Below are 17,769 nucleotides of genomic sequence, written 5' to 3' on the forward strand. Positions count from 1 at the left end.
CAACCTTGCTGTTCCGGAAACACGCTGCCGCACAGCCAAGAGATGAGGCAAAACAAACCGCCGCCAAAAGCGTCATCCGCGCCAACAGAAAAAAATCATCCGGCATTCATCATACTCACGGGTTCCATGAAAAGAAAAAATCTTGCCCCCCTCCATCACCTTGCCCTATATGATAATAAGGCCGGAAATGGCAGACACAAAACTGCTTGTTTCCAGCTTCTACCCTGTTGAATCAGGAAAAACATTCATCCAAAAGAAAGATACCTGCCATGAAAATGATTCTTTTATGGGCCGCATGTCTAGTGATCGTAACCGGCTGTAATTCTCCTCAAAATCATCATTCTCCAATTGAAAACGAAGGAACAAAAACAGCGGAACAAGCGGAAAATTTTAATCCTTACGGCACTTATGAAGGAATTCTTCCTGCCGCCGATTGTGAAGGGATCAAAACAACGCTAACATTAAACAACAACAAGACTTATGTATTGAGAAGCGAATACATAGGAGAAAAAAACGCCATTTTCAAATCAAAAGGCTCTTATGCTTTCATCAACGGCAGCCTGATTGAATTGACCCAGTCCTCTTCCAATGAAAAATCTTACTATAAAATACTTGACGGCAGTAAAGTAATGCTGTCAGACAAGGAAGGGACAATCAATCAGGGCATCCTGGCCGAACATTATATATTAAAAAAGAAATAAAACTGCTTCTATCATCCATCACTTTCTCCACTCCGCCGCACCTCTCCCCTGCGGCGTTTTTTATACCGTCTCTCAGCCCGGCATACTGATCAATCTTATTCACCTTCCCCGCCGTCAGGGAAAAAATCCGGCACGCTGCTCCCAACCATCAAGGCTTCCGCCAGTACGCAGCAGGTTTGAAAAGAATGATTCATGGTCTTTCTCTCCGCAGTGATTCGGATACAGAAGATTTCCGGCGCTTTAAATAATCACAGGTACGGATGCCCCCATACAGGAATAATCCATTTTACAAATAACCATACGGACAACCAACAGGAAGTTACACTAAAGACAAAAACCCGCAAATCATTCGATTTACAGGCTTTAAAATGGTCGGGAAGACAGGATTCGAACCTGCGACATCCTGCTCCCAAAGCAGGCGCTCCACCAGGCTGAGCTACTTCCCGTATAAAAAGGGGATTTTAAGAAATGGGAGAAAAAATGGTGGCTCGGGACGGGATCGAACCGCCGACACGGGGATTTTCAATCCCCTGCTCTACCGACTGAGCTACCGAGCCACTTGCTTGCACGCAGAACGCGCTTGCGGGGCAGAATCTATCATCCTCTTCCCAATATTGCAACCACAAAATATTATTTTTTCAACTTCCCCGTATTTTGCCCTCCCCATAGCGGGAATCCGCCCAGTCAATCAGGAGGAAGCCTGCGCCAGAATACCGCTCAACAGCAATGCAAAAATCAGCGCCGCCCAGGACAGCGTGTACAGGAGAAGGGGAGGCATGTTCCTCTTCAGCCTGTCCAGCACAAACATGAATGCCCCCGCCATCGCCAGCCCATAATAAATCCACGCGTCTCCGGTGTATTCCCTGGCGGCGGCGGCCAGACAGAATACGACGTAAATGACTGTCACCCCCATCCATACCAGGGATACCATGTCACGGTCGGCGGAATCCTGCCCGTCTTCTTCCTCTTCTTCACTCCACCGTTTGCGGCTGAACATGCAGAGCATGACCAGCGCCACCAGATACCAGGTGGGTTCGGACAGCTGGCCTCCCCAGCCGCCCCCTACCGTCCCGTAAAAGTAGGCCGGTATTCCGGCTCCCGTGGCAAAGGAAACGGCGGCGAAAAACGCCCCCATGACGAATCCGGAAGACAAGATCCCTTTCTGATGAGGGTTGGAAGAAAAATAGAGAAAGAGCAGGCTGCAAACGCCAGGCAGAAAGGCAAATTGGAAAATGACCACGCCCAACTGGAAAAACATAATCCAAAGCCCCGTCACGGCCGCCACCATAATGAGCAGGGAGACCACGAAACAGTGCTTTTTGGCAAAGAGCAGGCATTCATCCGTGTGCACGGCGGAACCGCTCCGGAATATTTTCAGCACCCGGTCCAGCATGTTGACGCACCAGACAGCCACAAACAGGAATTGATACAGCCAGGGGGAGGAAACCACCACCAGATGAGACTGGCTGACGGCAAAAGCCCAGGCAATGGCGGCAGAAGGGATTTCCAATCCCATCAGGGAAAACCACGCCCACCACGGGGGCCTCTTCAACACCTGCTCCATTTTCCGTCCCATCATCTCCACAACCGTTCCTTCCGCAAGCTCCCGAACCGTCATGTGCAAACTTCCTTATTTTTACGCGGGGATGCTTGACATGCAATAAAACATATTTATACTTGCATTCCCCTTGCGTCGGAAACGCAATACACCACCATGAAGAAAGATATTCATCCCCAGTATAATCCGGTCGTTTTCGTTGACATCACCACCGGCCGCCGCTTCATCACCCGTTCCACCGTTCGTTCCCCCAAGACGGAAGTTATTGACGGGGTTGAACATTTCGTGGTTTCCTGCGGTATCACCTCTGATTCCCACCCGTTCTTCACCGGCAAGAACCAGTTTGTGGACACGGAAGGCCGCATCGACAAATTCCAGAAGCGTTTCGGCACCGTCCGCCGCAGCGGAGGCAAGCCCAAGCTCAACAAGTAAGAACTGCCTTCAGCAATTTTTCAACCCCGTTTCCTTTCCGGAAAACGGGGTTTTTATTTGCAGGCTTTTCTTTTTCTCTTTTTCCAGCTTCACTTGCAGCAGCATGATATTGACACCGGACCGTTTTGACAGCCAGTCCGCGGAACTTCTCCGCTCTGGCCGCCCCGTCCTTGCCGGAATCAGCGGGGGAAGGGACTCCATGGCTTTGCTTTCCCTGCTGTCCGGCATGCCGGGCTGCAACCTGGTTGCATGCCATGTAAACCACCAGCTGCGTCCGGAAGCGGAGGAAGAGGAAACGTTTGTGCTCCGTTACGCGGCCTCCCTGGGTATTCCCTGTGTCCGGGAACGCGTCCATGTCCGCGATATGGCCCATACCCGTGGAATTTCCATTGAAGAAGCGGCCAGGGAAGCCAGGCAGGCCTCGTTTCTGAAATGGGCCGCCGGCCATCCGGGGGCGTTCGTGGCCCTGGCCCACCACCGGAACGACCAGCAGGAAACGGCTCTTCTTCACCTCTGCCGCGGCGCCTCCGGCATTCACGGCATGTCCCCCGTCTCCACCTGGGCCAACGGATTGACCGTCGTACGCCCCATGCTGGATTTTTCCCGGGAGGATATCACCGCCTATCTGGAGCATCTCCATATTCCATGGAAGGAGGACTCCAGCAACCAGTCTGCCGAATATACCAGGAATGTTCTGCGCCATGAAATCATTCCCAAATTGAATGCGCTGTTCCAGAGGGACACCAGCCTTCCCTTTTCACGCGCCTGCCGTCTGGAAAATCAAATCCGCACGGCGCTTTCCCAGGCGCTGGACTCCATGAACCTGACAGATCCCCAGGGGCGCCTGTTCCTGCCGAAGATCAACCTGCTTCCTGCGGAGCTGAAACAATGCGCCGTGCATGATTACCTGCGCCGGCAGCATATTCCGAATCTGACGGAAGACGCCGTACTCCGGGTAATCAATATCTTGAATACAGACGGCCCTTCCCGGACTTCCCTGCCCGGCGGGAAACTGGCCGTGCGCAGGGAAAAGCGCCTGCTGGTCATGGACGCGCCTCCCCCGGTCAATAAAGCGGAGCAACCCCCTGCGGATACAGCAGGTGGAATTTAATGGCTTCATTCCCTACCACCAGCGCAGTGCCGAACATCCTGTCTTCATCCGTCAGCCGCGGCAGCTGCGCAATCGGAAAGAGCAGACCGCCCAGAATAAGGCCGTAGTTGTATACGGACGGCATCATGCATAACAGTTTTTTGGAGATATCCGCAGCATCCAGAGTCGGGAAGACCCACACCTCACTCGGCTGAAGCATGGAATTGCGGTGCACGCGCACGCTGTAGGAATCCGACGACAGAGCGGCGTCAATCTGGATTTCTCCCTCTACGGAGATTTCATTGCTCAGGCAATCCTTCTGCACCATGCTCTTCGCCAGCGCCGCAGCGGCCCTGGTACGGTCCGCGGCCAGTTCCGGAACGGAACCTGAAGTGGACGCGCTCAACATGGCGACGCGAACGCTTTTACCCAGCATGTGGCGGGCCATCTTGGCCGTCTCCACGGCAAAATAGGCCATATTTTCCACCGTGGGTTCAGGGTTAACCCCGGTATCCGCCAGAAAATAGACGCCGCGGCCGCCGAATTTTTTGGAAAATTCGGGCACAAGCACGATGGAAATGGCAAACAAAGGCTTGGTGGGAACGGGATCCTGCCGGTACTTGTTCACCGCGCGGAAAACGGAAGCCACCCTTTTCATGTTCCCGGCCACAATGGCGTCCGCCTGGCCGTAAAGCACCATCATGGCGGCAAAATGAACCGGTTCGGAAACAATTTCACGGGTGTTTATGGGCAACCCGTTGCCGAACATCTGTTCCGCCCGTTCATAGCGGTCGCAGAACATCTGAAGATCCGAGCTTTTTTGCGGTTCAATGACACGGACGAATTTCAGGGAAATTCCGTTCATTTCCGCCATTCTCGTGATGACTTCCTTCCTTCCCAGCAGGATGGGCGCTCCAGCCTGCTCCTCCACAAAGCGCTGGGACACGCGCAGCACGCGGACATCCTCCCCTTCCGGAAAAACAATGCGCTTGGGGTGGCGCTTCAGGTTATCCAGGAGCGGCCCTGTAAAATCATTCAGCGGGGAAAAGCCTTGCCAGTCACTCATACGTCACGTGTCCTATTTAACGCGACTCTAAAAAATCCTGTCCATAAAATCAACTCATAAAGTCAACGACGGCAAATAATGAACAAAGACATCCCTCCGGGTTGAACCGTCCGCCGCGCCATGCTAGCATGGGCATTCCCCTTCATGTACTGCGATTACCATACCCATACCCCCCTGTGCCTGCACGCCTCCGGCACTCCGCAGGAATATGTGCAGGCAGCCGTCCGTGCCGGGCTCCGGGAATACGGCATTTCAGACCATGCCCCGATGCCCGGGGAACCTTTTGACGACTGGCGCATGAAGCAGGCGGACATGCCGGCCTACCTGGACTGGATCACGGAAGCCCGCGAATGCGCCGCGCCGCACGGACTGACAGTCCGTTCCGCTCTGGAATGCGACTGGTTTCCCGGCATTGAACCATGGATAGAGCGCCTGCAGGGCCTGCACGCCTGGGATTACCTGATCGGTTCCGTCCATTACCTGGGGGAAAAGGAGGAATTCGACAATCCCTACAGGATGGATTTCTGGCGCCGGACGGATGTGGAGGACGCGTGGGAACAATATTGGGAGCGCTTCCGGAATATGGCCGCCTCCGGAATGTTCCACATCATGGGACACGCGGACCTGATCAAAAAATTCGGCTTCCGCCCCTCCGGCGACCAGCGCCGTTATTATGAACCGGCGCTGGAAGCCATGCGGGAATCCGGAGCATGTCTGGAACTTAATACGGCCGGTTGGCACAACAAGTGCGGCGAACAATATCCGGACGGGCAATTCCTGAAAATGGCGGCGGAAGCGGGGATTCCCCTGACCATCAGCTCGGACGCCCACAGGCCGGAGGATGTAGGGCGGGATTTCAAGCGGGCCGGGGAACTGGTCCGGCAGGCAGGGTTCAGGAATCTGGCCTCCTTCCGGGAAGGCCGCATGGAACTGTTCCCCCTGCCCGGAATCTGATGTTTCCCCTCAACGGCAAAGGAATGCCCCGGCAGCCTTTTTCCTGTAAACGGCACAGGCCCATGGGGAGAAAAGGCAATGCTCTGGAGCCTCTTTAACCTCTGTACAAACTCGGCTTTATGGGCAAAGGCCTCGGATGATGCGGAGGCACGGGACGCGGAGGAAGCGGCTGGGGCCGGATAATGACGGGCGGCGGCGGATAATTCCACGTCCTGATAATCGGCGGGACAATGATGCGTTCCGTTCTCGGCTGGCTGGCCACTTCCCTCACTTCCCCCTGCAACTGGGAAACCTGCCTGTTCAAATCCGCAATCTTCTTCTGGGTGCCGTCTTTCAGGGCCAGGTATTTCTTTTCCAAATCCTGCCAATACTGTTCCGCGGTTTCCCTTCTTTTACGGATGGCGTTTATCTGCTCCTGATAGGAGGCCGCCCTTGCGCGGAAAACGCGGGCGTCTTCCGGCAAACCCACACGATCCGCTTCCAGGGCATTCCACTGCAGAGCCATAACCTCCGCCTCCACCCTGGTAAGTTCCCCCATCAGCAAAAACATGCGGGAAATATCCGCCCCTTTCAGATAGCGGGGATGCCGCTCCGCCTCAGACAGGGATTCCCGGATTTTCCTGGCTTCTTCATCGGCCGCCTTCCTGGCTTCTTCCGCTTTCTTTCTGCGCGCCGCTTCCTCCATCCTTCGCTGCTCCAGTCTGGCCCTCACCTCATCCGGCGTCATCTTGTAATCCCTTTGCTGGGCATCCGTCAGATCCTTATAGGAAACCTTGGCTACCCCGTCCGTATACTGGATATTGACAAAATCATCTCCGGAAGACACCACCACGGCGTCTTCCAGCACCCTGCCGGACCGCAGAGACATATTTTCCGCCAGGGCGGCAGGCGCCAGGAGACATAAAATCAAAAAACGGGTCCCGGTTTTCATATGATTAACCTCTTCTACGTTGGTAAGAGGCGCGAGGAAAGGAATTTATTCAAAAAAATAGGACCAGAGGTTAATACTGGCGCAGCCGCCGGTTTTTGCTATTATACGGCGTAATCATTTACACGCGTTATGAGCCGCTATTCTTCATCCTGGACACCTTTACCCTCCCTTCCCGATCCGGAAGGCTTCGCCGGCATGTACGCAGGAACCTGCGGAGAAATAATGATTTGTGCAGGAGGAACCAACTTCCCGGAAAAGCCCATGCTTGAAGGGGGCCCCAAAACATGGACGGACCGCGTCTTTACGCTCTCTCCGAAGGAAAACGCATGGAAAGAGGCCGGAACACTGCCCGTGCCCTATGCCTACGGAGCCTCCGCCAGCGTCAGGGAAGGCCTGCTGTGCATCGGCGGCTGCGACAGGGAAGGACACCGGAAAGACGTTTACCTGCTGAACGCCGCGGACGGCACTGTCACCACGCGCCCTTTTCCCTCCCTCCCCATCGCCCTGGCATATACGGCGGCTGCCGTGCTGGACGGGAAAGTCTATCTTACTGGGGGATGTGAACGTCCCGGTGAGCAGGACTGCACCAACCGGGTCTTCATGCTGGACACACGCCGGCCGGAACAGGGATGGCTGGAACAGGACCCGCTGCCGGGCCGCGGCCGCTTCCTGCATCAAATGGCCGCAGCAGATGGAACCCTGTACGTGCTCGGCGGCATCGGCCTGAGGGAGCAGGACGGCAAACAGGTCCGGGAATTGCTGAAGGAAGCATGGAGCTATACCCCGGAACACGGATGGACGCGCCTGCCGGACATGCCTTACGCCATTGCCGCAGCCCCTACTCCGGCCCCGGTTTCCAGGAACGGCGTCATTTACCTGCTTGGGGGGGATGACGGCTCCGGGAAAAAATACACTCCGCAAACTAATCCCGGCTTCAACAACCAATCTCTGTGCCTGGACACGGCAGACATGACATGGCACGACGCAGGTTCCATCGCCGCGCCCAGGGCAGTCCTTCCGTGCTGCGCGTGGCAGGGCCGTTTTGCGGTCGTGAACGGAGAACTCAAACCCGGAAGGCGCTCTCCTGAAGTGTGGAGCGTCACCCTCCCCTGATTTTTCCCGGAATCCAACTACAAACCTCTCAACATATGCACATGACACGTTCCCTAACCCAAATTTCCAAGGCTTGCGGCTCCGCTCTGGCAGCCCTGCTTCTCATCGCGATCCCGGCCGCTGACGCCTCCTTTTCCGTGGACGTCCGGACGTCCGGAACTGTTCCCGACCTTCCGGACCCGGCAGGCCGCGCCGGCATGGTAGCCGGAACCGTTACGGAAAACGACGGCGCCCAGTCCGTCATTGCCGCAGGGGGCTCCAACTTCCCCCATGCCGTGCCGGGAGCCTCAACTCCGGAGGAACGCGGCCCCAAAACCTACTACCGGGACATTTTCAAACTCCGCAACGGCCAGTGGAGCAAGACGGGGACATTGCCCGTCCCGCTGGGTTACGCCGCTTTTGCCAGCGTAGGAAAGGGGCTGGCGGTAGCCGGCGGCCATAATGAGCAGGGCATCCTGAAAGACGCCCTGCTGATCAAAACGGACGGCTCCGTGGAAAAGCTTCCTCCCCTTCCCGTCCCCGTGACGGAAGCCGCATGCGCCGCCCACGGGAACAAGCTGTTCGTCATCGGCGGCAGAGACCGGGACCAGCCGGAAACCGCCCTCAACACTATCTACATGCTGGATACCACGCCGGATACGGATAAAATGAAATGGGTTTCCCTGCCTCCTTTCCCCGGAGCGGGCCGCATTCTCTCCACTGCCGCCGTCTGCGACAGCACCCTGTTCATCATCGGCGGATGTGCCCTGTCCAGGGATAACGCCGGAGAAACCTCCAGGACGTACCTTTCCGACATGATCGGCTACGACATGACGGACAAGGATCCTTCCAAATGGGGCTCCGCCGGCAGCCAGCAGCCTGCCGGGCCGGGAATGCCCGTAGCCGCCGCCGCGGGCCCCGCCCCGGTGCGTGAAAATTCCATTCTCCTGATCGGCGGAGACAAGCGCGGCAATGCGCCGGACCCGGCCACGCCCGTGGCGCAGTCCCGGGACATTCTGGTTTATGACGTCATCGGGAACACATGGACGCGCCAGGGGGAATGGCCCGTGGGCATCGCCACGGCTCCCGCCATCGTCAGGGGTTCTGAAATCATGACCATCAGCGGGGAAACGGCTCCGGGCGTCCGGACCCCGGCAAACGCCTCCGCCGACGCAGGTTACCACTTTGAAATGAGCACGGTTGATTACGCCGTTCTTATTCTGACCATCATCGTCCTGGCGCTCATCATCGTCTCCGCCGTGCGCAACGGCGTTAAAAACGTTGCCGCCGTCACGGACCCGAACACCAGGCCGGGCCTGTGGGCCTGGGTAGCCGTCATTGTCCTGTGGTTTGTGGTCATGCTGAACTATTTTGACCGCCAGCTCCTTTCCGCTCTGCATGAACCCATCGTCCGGGACATTCCGCAGACGGAAGCCCAGTTCGGCATGGTCACCTCCGTTTTCCTGCTGATTTACGCCCTGCTCAGCCCCGTGGGCGGCTTTCTGGCGGACCGCTACAGCCGCCGGCTGATGATCCTCTGCTCTCTCGTCGTCTGGTCCGTAGTCACATGGTGGACCGGCCATGCGGAAGACTACACTTCCCTGCTCATTGCGCGAGGCGCCATGGGCATCAGCGAGGCGTTCTACATCCCCGCCGCCCTGGCCCTGATTACGGACTACCACCGCGGCAGCACGCGCTCCATCGCTACAGGCCTGCACATGAGCGGCATCTATGTAGGCATGGCCGTGGCCGGCTTCGGCGCCACCATGGCTTCATGGACGGGATGGCGCATGACGTTCGCCCTGTTCGGCCTCATCGGCGTGGCGTACGCCGTCATCCTCATCCTGTTCCTGAAAGACCCGTCCAAAGCCCCGGCGGATACGGCCCTGGCAAAAAAACCGTCCGAACCGGAGGAAAAAACGGTTCTGCTCAATGTGGACAATGACGAACAGGTCATCAAGGAACCCGCTTCCAAGCTTTCCACCGGGGCCGTCCTTTCCAGCCTGCTGAGCGGACGCCCCATGTGGATGCTGCTGGCCGTAGTGGCCTTTGCCGGCGCCGGGAACTGGTTCCTTCTCACCTGGTATCCCACCCTGCTTCAGGATAAATACCAGCTCTCCTCCGCGGAGGCGGGTCCCGCCGCCACGCTGTGGAGCTCCGTGGCCAAATACGTCGCCGTGCTGGGAGGCGCCATCCTGGCGGACATGTGGTACAAGAGAAACGCCCGCGCCCGCGCCCTGGTTCCGGGCATCACCTTCACCATATCCGGCCCATTGGTGGTTCTGGCTCTGCTGCCCGGCATCTTCGGCTGGGACATCACCGTCCCCCTCGTGCTCATGCTGGGCCTGGTCGCCACGCAGGGGCTGGCGCAGGGATCGCTGGACGCCACCCTCATGCCCGTGCTACGCTCCCATATTGACGAGCGTTATTCCGCAACCGGCTATGGCCTCCTCAACCTGACATCCGCCGGCGTGGGCGCCCTCATCTCCTTCTTTGGGGGGTGGTTCAAGGACCAGGGCGTTCCGCTGACCACCACCCTGGCGGCGGCAGGATGCCTGATGCTGTTCTGCGGGCTGCTGCTCCTGATGCTGCCGCGTCCCAAACATTAACCGCAACTATGCTCATGCCTCCCGTCTTCCCCCTGATGAAAAAGCCCGCGCGCCTCTGCCTGGCGGCGGGAACCCTGGCCGCCCTGTTCCTCACCCCCCTTGCACAGGGGCGTACCTGGACCAGCCTCCAGGGAAAAAAACTGGAAGCGGAATTCATCAGGATGGACGGCCAGAAAGCCGTGCTGAAACGTTCCGGAGGCCAAACCGTCTCCATTCCCCTCTCCCTGCTTTCCCGGGAAGACAGGGATTTCATCGCGGAACAGGAAAAAGGCGGGGCGCTCCCCTCCAATACGGCGGACAATTACCACCTGCCGTGGCCCAGGACCATCAAATGCCCGGATAATTTCAAGGTGGAAACCGTCAAGGAGGAACCGGGAGAATATATTTATGAAACACCCCATTTCCGCTTCATCTGCGACGCCAGGCTGGGAACCGGCATGATCAAGCGCCTGGGCCTTCTCTTTGAGGCCACCCACCTGGCCAACAAAACCCTTCCCATAGGGAACTCCCCTGCCCATGACGATTCCGCCAAATTCCCCGCCTACCTGTACGAAAAGTTCAGCACCTATCTGGAAAACGGCGGACGCGAAGGCACGGCGGGCATCTTCCTGGGAACGACGCGCCCCGGAGACCGCGGAAGAATTCTGGTCCCGTTCGATTCCCTGGGAGTCAAAACCATGGGAAGCACCTACGTCATTGACCGTGACAAGGACGCCTCCACCCTCATCCATGAACTGACGCACCAGCTCATGTCTTCGCAGGCCAAGCAAGCCAGCTGGTTTTGCGAAGGCTCCGCGGAATACATGGGCATGACGCCCTACGCCGGAGGCCGCTTCAACTTCGGGGCCAACCGTTCCCACATTGTCTCCCGCGTGACGGAATACGGCAAAAAAAACACGGGTGGACGGGCCCTGGGAAATGACATTGAGGCTCCCGGCCTGGAAGCTTACATGAACATGCCCTATTCCCGGTTCACGGAAGAAAACCCCAACCTGAACTACGGACTGGCCGCCCTGATGGCCTACTATTTTTACCACATGGACGGCAAGGGCGATGCCCGGCGCATCAAGAATTACATGAAAGCCATCCAGTCAGGAACCAGTGAAAAGGAAGCTCAAAAGCTCCTCCTTGACGGACGGAGCTATGAAGAACTGGCCAGAGAAATTGAACAGAAATGGCGTAAAGCGGGCGTTAAAATCCGCTTCCGTTCCTCTTCCTGAACCGTTGCCGCGCGTGCCGTGGAAACAGTCCCCCCCCGACGGGAAACGAAGGACAGTTTGTGCCCTGAAAAACCGTTGACACGGGAGGGAAAGGCGGCACACTTCCCTTAACAGGGATTCACAGACACGCATGGCAGAAAAAGCTTCCATATCCGACCTGATGGACAGGGTGGCCCGTACCGCCCCCTTTCACCGGGAACTGGCGAAGCTGGGCACGGAGGAACAGGCGGTCTTCGACCATACCTCCCTGCCCGGAGCGCCGTTTGTAGCGGCCCTGTGCATCAGAACCCTTCCGGACACTGCCCGGGCCTGGGTGGTCGCGCCCCATTTGCGGGCGCAGGAAGCCCTTGCGGCCCAACTGGAAACCTGGGGAGTGCCCCACCTCCTTTTCATTCCGGAAAAAGAAACGGCCCTGGGAGAGGAAATGGGAGACCCGGAACTCGCGGCGGAGCGTCTCAACATCCTTCACCGCATCTCTTCCGGCCGCACGGGCGGGCAAACCATCGTTTTGACGGAAAACAGCCTGAACGATGAAGTTCCGTCTCCCGACAGCATGCAAAACCAGGGGATCACCCTGAAAACAGGGGAAACGCACGCTCCGGAGGACTTGATACGGCAGTTTGGGGAAGCGGGGTTTGAAGGTGTTCCACAGGTCATTTCCCGCGGGCAATGGTCCCGCCGCGGCGGCATTCTGGATGTTTTTCCTCTCCAGTCCTCCCACCCCGTGCGCCTGGAATTTTTTGACGACGAAATTGAATCCATCCGGGAATTTGATGTGGATTCCCAGATTTCCTTCCGCAAGGCGGAGCACGTCAACCTCATCCTGGCGGAGGCCGCGGGCGCGGGGACCCTGCGGGACTGGATCAAGCCGGGAGACCTGGTCATTACGGCCCCCTTCTGCAAGGAACGGGGGAACGTGTGCATCCTCACCGCTCCACCGGAACAGGCGGCGGGGGAAGAAGACTTCTCCCTGGCCATCCACGACAATCCCCTGGGCAGCTTTGAGGCGGGGGACTTCGTGATGCAGGAAATGCGCAGGGAACTGGCGGAACGCCAAATCCGCGAATGGCTGGACCGGAAATGGAATGTCAGCATGTTCTTCCCCAATGAAGGGGAGGAAGAACGTTTCCGGGACATCTGCGCCGGAACGCCCGCCCTGCTGTCCATCACCCCCCTGCGCGGGGAACTCCCGGCAGGGTTCAGCATCCCGGAAGCGAAGACGGCCGTTCTTTCCTCCTCGGAACTGTTCGGCAGGTACCAGTCCGCCACGGCCCGCCGCCGCGCCAGCCGGGAAGACAAGGCGCGCAAGGCGCGCGCGCAGGCGTCCCTGAAAGACATCAATCCCGGGGATCTGGTAGTGCATACCAGCTACGGCATCGGCAAATTCATCAACATCTCCGCCTCCCCTGACTCCGGAGACGAGGAAATGAACATCCTCTACCGGGACAACACGATCCTGCACGTCCCCCTCAGCCAGGCGCACCTGGTCTCACGATACATTGGCCTGGGAAGCAAAACGCCTGAACTCAACAAACTGGGGGACTCCAAATGGCAGCGCGCCAAAAAATCAGCTGAACGCTCCGTAGCGGATTACGCCGCCCAGCTCCTTAACGTTCAGGCGGAACGCCAGACCGGAAAAGGCTACAGCCACCCCCCGGACAGCAAATGGATGTGGGAATTTGAAAGCTCCTTCCCCTTCCGGGAAACCCAGGACCAGCTCCGCGCCATCGCCCAGACGAAAGCGGACATGGAATCCGCCCGCCCCATGGACCGCCTGATCTGCGGGGACGTGGGCTTCGGCAAAACGGAAGTGGCCATCCGCGCCGCCTTCAAATGCGTGACGGGAGGCCGCCAGACAGCCGTTCTGGTTCCCACCACCGTACTGGCGGAACAGCATTTCCGCACGTTCAAGGAACGCATGAGCGAATACCCCGTGCGTATTGAAATGCTCAGCCGCTTCAGCAGCGCGGCGGACATCCGCTCCACGCTGGAAGGGCTCAAAACGGGAGCCGTGGACATCGTCATAGGCACGCACCGGCTCATTTCCGATGACGTGTCCATGAAAAATCTGGGCCTGGTCATCATTGACGAGGAACAGCGCTTCGGCGTCAGGCACAAGGAAAAATTCAAGGAACGATTCAAGGGGATCGACGTGCTGACGCTGTCCGCCACGCCCATTCCCCGCACCCTGTACATTGCCCTGATGGGAGCACGGGACATGAGCTCCATTGAGACGCCGCCCGTCAACCGGCAGCCCGTCCAGACAAGCGTGTGCCCTTACGACGAACGCATCATGAAAAAGGCCATGGAACGCGAGCTGGAACGCGGGGGGCAGATTTTCCTGCTGCACAACCGCGTGAAAACCATCGAACTGTTCCGGGACCGCATCCAGGCCCTGGTACCCAAGGCCCGCATCGTCATCGGCCACGGCCAGATGCCTAAAGAAGAACTGGAACAGGTCATGCGCACCTTCGTGCAGGGGAAAGCGGACATCCTGCTGGCCACCACCATCATCGAATCCGGCATTGACATCCCGAACGCCAACACCATCATCATTGACCGCGCGGACCGCTTCGGCCTGGCGGACCTCTACCAGCTCCGCGGCCGCGTGGGCCGTGCGGGCCACCGGGCCTACGCCTACCTCATGCTCCCCAGATCCGCCGCCACCACGGGAGACGCCCGCAAACGCGTCTCCGCCATCAAACAGTACACGGAACTGGGTTCCGGCTTCAAAATTGCCATGAGGGACCTGGAAATACGCGGTGCGGGCAACCTGCTGGGCACCCAGCAGAGCGGCCACATCGCCGCCATAGGCTTTGACCTGTATTGCCAGCTTCTCCAGCAATCTATCGCCCAGATGCAGGGCAAACACACGGCCCCCCGTCCGGATGCGGCTCTAAGGACGGACTTCATCGTCAACAGCGAAACGCAGTTCGCCGCCAAATCCCGCAAAGACTTTCTGGGAGCCTTCCTTCCCAGGGAATACATCAGCGACGCGTCCCTGCGCATCTGCGCCTACAAGGATCTGGCCGCCGTCCGTACCCTTAAGGAAGCGGACAATCTGCTCCGCGCCTGGGAAGACCGCTTCGGCCCCGCGCCGGAAACGGTGCGCCACCTGCTGGATTCCCACAAAATCAAAATCCTGGCATCCCGGGCCAACATCTCCATGGTGGAAATCAGCGGACAGCGCCTGATGCTCACCAGGAACGGGGATTTCATCCTGCTGTCCAACAAATTCCCGCGGCTGGCAAGCGCCGCGCCCGCGGACAAACTCCGGGAAACGCTGGACATGCTGAAGAACATTTAACGCCGCTGCGGCCATCCCCGGGCCGGACCTGTCCAAGGGAAACATCATCCCCCCGTAACACCGGCTCCCGCCTTTGCCATGCCAGGGCCACGCTTCCGGCGGGAACATGAAACTTGCATATGAACCGGTACAACCGGCAGCCCGCCGCGGCCTTTCCGTCAGCCCTGCGGCTCTTTCTCGCCGGAAAGCTCCTTCTTTTTCATCATTTCCATGATGCCGGACGTATTGGCCGGAGCCATGATCACTTCGATCGACCACTCGGAATCATCCACATCCTTCGCGTAATCTTCCATGTTCATGGGCACCTCCAGAACAGGAGATTCCCAGGTAAGATCCTTATAGAAAGAACGGGACATCACTTCCTGCCCGTCCCTCAAAAGGATCACCTTGTCAATCAGGCAGCTTCCTCCCTCCTTGGAAGTCCGAACCAGACGCACCCCTGAAAATTGATTTATCTTCCTGCCGGGAACGGTGCAGCGCATCCGCGTATAAGCTCTCTCCTGCTGTCCCAGAAGCTCCCAATGGGCTAAAATGGGGGCCGACAAAGTGAGGCGAGACAAATCGTAACCGGAACCTGCCAGCAGCTTGGACACCCTCCTGACCATATCCGCGGAGTAATCCACTCCCCATCCCTGGGAATACAAAATGCCCAGCATATACAGGACGGAAGGCTCCTGCGCCATAAAAGACATCAAAAGCAAATCCACCGCCTGGGAATAATTCTGGGACAGGCTGACCGGGCACTGAAGCAGATCCGGGAAAAACTCCTCCCCGCCTATAAGAAGAAACGCCAGATCCCGCTGAGCCACAATAAAGCCGCCCATGGCCGCCTTGTAAAGCCAGACGCCCCCTTCCTGACCGTATCTTCCATCCCGTTCAAAAATAAGGCGGGCCATTTTATACTGGGCGGCGGGATATCCGGCCTTGGCGAATTTCTTCAACTGGACCTTCTCCTGTTCCGTCAGCACGATGGAATCGATTTCCGTGCGGTTCCTTTTCCGGGAAGCGAGAAGAATTTCCCGGAGCTTTCTGTTCTCCGGACTGTCCAGGGAAGCTCTCACCTCGGGATCATACGCCGTGCAAATGAATCTGAAATGGGGCTTCAGGACTTCCCCGCTTTCCAGCGTCGTAGCCTGGGAAGAAACAATCTTCAGCGGATGGGGGACATTATCCTTGGTCTCAAAACTGAACCTGTAAGGGACATCCACCTCCAGCGCCGGAAGATCCACAAAGCGGAAACCGGTAAGCGTCGGGCTTTCAATCAGGGTGAAGGAAAAGCCGTTAAACGACCGGGAAACCAGTTTTCCGTCCTCATCACGTATGGTCAGATACAGGGGAGGGCACATTTTGTCTTCCTGAAGCGCCCTCAAATGAACGCATGCGAGTGAAAAGCGGTCGGGCAGCACGGATGGAAGGGCATGACGCGATAAAGACGGACTGTCCAGCCTGACGTCAAAATGATCCATGGAGCTCAAAAATGACACATCCCTTGACTCTGAAATAATCTGGGGAATGGCCGTGGACATGATGCTGGTAAAATCTCCCTCATCCGACTTCTTTCCCCAGTCATAAACAAAGTAGCCCAGAGCCGCGCCAAGAAGGCCGATAACAAGAAAACCACCAAATACCCTCCTCCAGCCCGTCCCCATTTTTCCTTGCCCTTCCGACATGAAGCGGGAAGAGGATAAGGCGAACAGATTGAAAAAACGCTTGCGGGCGGACTTGAACTCCTCAGGAGAAAACTGAATAGTTGAAATGGCGCCTCCATCAACTCCCAGATCCTTAATCCACGCTTCCGCGGACTTATAGCGGTCTTCTACCTGGGGGGAGAGGGCCTTGTCTATGGTTTTCAGAAACTTCCTCGAATAATTGGCGAAAAGCTCAGAGGAGGCGGCCAGCGGCTGCATGGTGTCGTTGACCAGCCGTTCCTCCCCTCTGGGCGGCGCAACGCCCTTCAGCAGGGAATAAAACGTGGCGCCCAGGGAATAAAGGTCACTCCAGGGCCCTAAATCCTTTCTGCCCAGAGCCTGTTCCGGAGAAGAAAACCCATGAGTCGCCAGAACGGTCTGAGTATAATTGCTCTCTATATGGCGTGACGCGCCAAAGTCAATGAGCACGGGATTCCCTTCCTGCGTAAGCAGGATATTTCCCGGCTTGATGTCCCTGTGGCAAATCCCCTTTTTATGCAGGTAGTCCAAAGTCTGGAGGATGTGCACCAGCAATCCTTTCAACTTGGGCTCGGAGTAACAGTTCCCGTCCAGCAGCTGTTGCTCTCCCAGATAATCCAGGGGAAGCCCCTGAATATAATCCATGGAGAAATAAGCCGTTCCGTTGCACTCAAAGATGGAAAGCACCCGGACGATGCTGGGGGAATCCAGCCGCGCAAGAATGCGGGCCTCATTCAAAAAGTTGGAAAGCGTCCATTTGAAAGACTCGGCGTCATTTCCGTTATTGGGAACTACGCGCCCCGTAAACGGATCCCTGTAGGCATAGGTGGAGGGGAAATTTTCTTTCAGAACCACTTTCCTCTTCAACATCATGTCGCGGACCAGATAGGTAATTCCGAATCCGCCGCTTCCCAGCACCTTCAAAATTTTATAATGCCCCAACGTCGCTCCGTCCGGGAGTTCCTTGGAATAAACGGAAGACTCGTCCCAGGACTCGGGAGGAGTCAATTTGGATTCATGTTCGGAAACACTATGCGGACGGGCATCTTTGCCCGGAATTTCCGCATGGTGAAAACCGGGTTCACTATCTGAGCCGTCACTTCCCATCGCTACCAACCTATCAGTAGCACCATTATTATCTT

At 57.4% G+C, this 17,769-nt stretch carries 12 protein-coding genes and 2 tRNA genes; 8 read left to right on the forward strand and 6 right to left on the reverse strand.

Going from position 1 to position 17,769, the window contains the following annotated elements; genetic code table 11:
* Window positions 1-269: 269 nt before the first annotated feature.
* A complete protein-coding gene (locus CI070_RS09590) occupies window positions 270-701 on the forward strand; it encodes a copper resistance protein NlpE (RefSeq protein WP_094135348.1) in 432 nt (143 codons plus the stop codon).
* A 369-nt stretch (window positions 702-1,070) separates the two neighbouring features.
* Here the strand turns inward: CI070_RS09590 and CI070_RS09595 are convergent.
* From CI070_RS09595 to CI070_RS09605, 3 genes are all read right to left on the reverse strand, one after another.
* Window positions 1,071-1,147: transfer RNA gene (locus CI070_RS09595), tRNA-Pro, on the reverse strand.
* Between the two features lie 35 nt (window positions 1,148-1,182).
* Window positions 1,183-1,258 (reverse strand) — tRNA-Phe (locus CI070_RS09600).
* A gap of 131 nt (window positions 1,259-1,389) precedes the next feature.
* Window positions 1,390-2,319 (reverse strand): hypothetical protein, encoded by a 930-nt coding sequence (locus CI070_RS09605; RefSeq protein ID WP_094135349.1) that lies wholly within the window; start codon window positions 2,317-2,319, stop codon window positions 1,390-1,392.
* Between the two features lie 96 nt (window positions 2,320-2,415).
* Here CI070_RS09605 and CI070_RS09610 point away from each other — a divergent pair, with 96 nt between their 5' ends.
* Both CI070_RS09610 and tilS read left to right on the forward strand, forming a co-directional pair.
* Window positions 2,416-2,691, forward strand: a complete 276-nt coding sequence (locus CI070_RS09610; RefSeq protein WP_035196558.1) for a type B 50S ribosomal protein L31 — start codon at window positions 2,416-2,418, stop codon at window positions 2,689-2,691.
* A 103-nt stretch (window positions 2,692-2,794) separates the two neighbouring features.
* Window positions 2,795-3,802 carry a tRNA lysidine(34) synthetase TilS gene (gene tilS, locus CI070_RS09615; protein ID WP_094135350.1) on the forward strand — a complete coding sequence of 336 codons (1,008 nt, stop codon included), beginning with the start codon at window positions 2,795-2,797 and terminating at the stop codon, window positions 3,800-3,802.
* On the opposite strand, the gene CI070_RS09620 is transcribed toward tilS, so the two are convergent.
* Window positions 3,756-4,847 (reverse strand): phosphate acyltransferase, encoded by a 1,092-nt coding sequence (locus CI070_RS09620; RefSeq protein ID WP_094135351.1) that lies wholly within the window; start codon window positions 4,845-4,847, stop codon window positions 3,756-3,758. The two genes, tilS and CI070_RS09620, sit on opposite strands and share 47 nt — an antisense overlap.
* A 120-nt stretch (window positions 4,848-4,967) precedes the next feature.
* On the opposite strand from CI070_RS09620, the gene CI070_RS09625 reads away from it, so the two are divergent.
* Window positions 4,968-5,801, forward strand: coding sequence for a histidinol-phosphatase (locus CI070_RS09625; RefSeq protein WP_256943509.1), 834 nt, complete (start codon window positions 4,968-4,970; stop codon window positions 5,799-5,801).
* Window positions 5,802-5,895: 94 nt separating this feature from the next.
* Here the strand turns inward: CI070_RS09625 and CI070_RS09630 are convergent, their stop codons facing one another.
* Window positions 5,896-6,732, reverse strand: coding sequence for a hypothetical protein (locus tag CI070_RS09630; protein ID WP_094135352.1), 837 nt, complete (start codon window positions 6,730-6,732; stop codon window positions 5,896-5,898).
* Window positions 6,733-6,861: 129 nt separating this feature from the next.
* On the opposite strand from CI070_RS09630, the gene CI070_RS09635 reads away from it, so the two are divergent.
* The 4 genes from CI070_RS09635 to mfd all read left to right on the forward strand — a co-directional run bounded on the left by CI070_RS09635 (window position 6,862) and on the right by mfd (window position 14,960).
* Complete coding sequence (locus CI070_RS09635; protein WP_094135353.1) at window positions 6,862-7,845, forward strand: Kelch repeat-containing protein; 984 nt, start codon at window positions 6,862-6,864, stop codon at window positions 7,843-7,845.
* A 41-nt stretch (window positions 7,846-7,886) separates the two neighbouring features.
* Window positions 7,887-10,433, forward strand: coding sequence for an MFS transporter (locus CI070_RS09640; RefSeq protein WP_179218287.1), 2,547 nt, complete (start codon window positions 7,887-7,889; stop codon window positions 10,431-10,433).
* 8 nt (window positions 10,434-10,441) lie between these two features.
* Window positions 10,442-11,653 carry an SHD1 domain-containing protein gene (locus CI070_RS09645; RefSeq protein ID WP_094135355.1) on the forward strand — a complete coding sequence of 404 codons (1,212 nt, stop codon included), beginning with the start codon at window positions 10,442-10,444 and terminating at the stop codon, window positions 11,651-11,653.
* 130 nt (window positions 11,654-11,783) lie between these two features.
* On the forward strand, window positions 11,784-14,960 hold the full coding sequence (gene mfd / locus CI070_RS09650) for a transcription-repair coupling factor (RefSeq protein ID WP_094135356.1): 3,177 nt from the start codon (window positions 11,784-11,786) through the stop codon (window positions 14,958-14,960).
* A 158-nt stretch (window positions 14,961-15,118) separates the two neighbouring features.
* Here the strand turns inward: mfd and CI070_RS09655 are convergent, their stop codons facing one another.
* Complete coding sequence (locus CI070_RS09655; RefSeq protein WP_179218288.1) at window positions 15,119-17,635, reverse strand: protein kinase domain-containing protein; 2,517 nt, start codon at window positions 17,633-17,635, stop codon at window positions 15,119-15,121.
* Window positions 17,636-17,769: the final 134 nt, after the last annotated feature.

Source organism: Akkermansia muciniphila (assembly GCF_900184965.1).
GTDB lineage: Bacteria > Verrucomicrobiota > Verrucomicrobiia > Verrucomicrobiales > Akkermansiaceae > Akkermansia > Akkermansia muciniphila_A.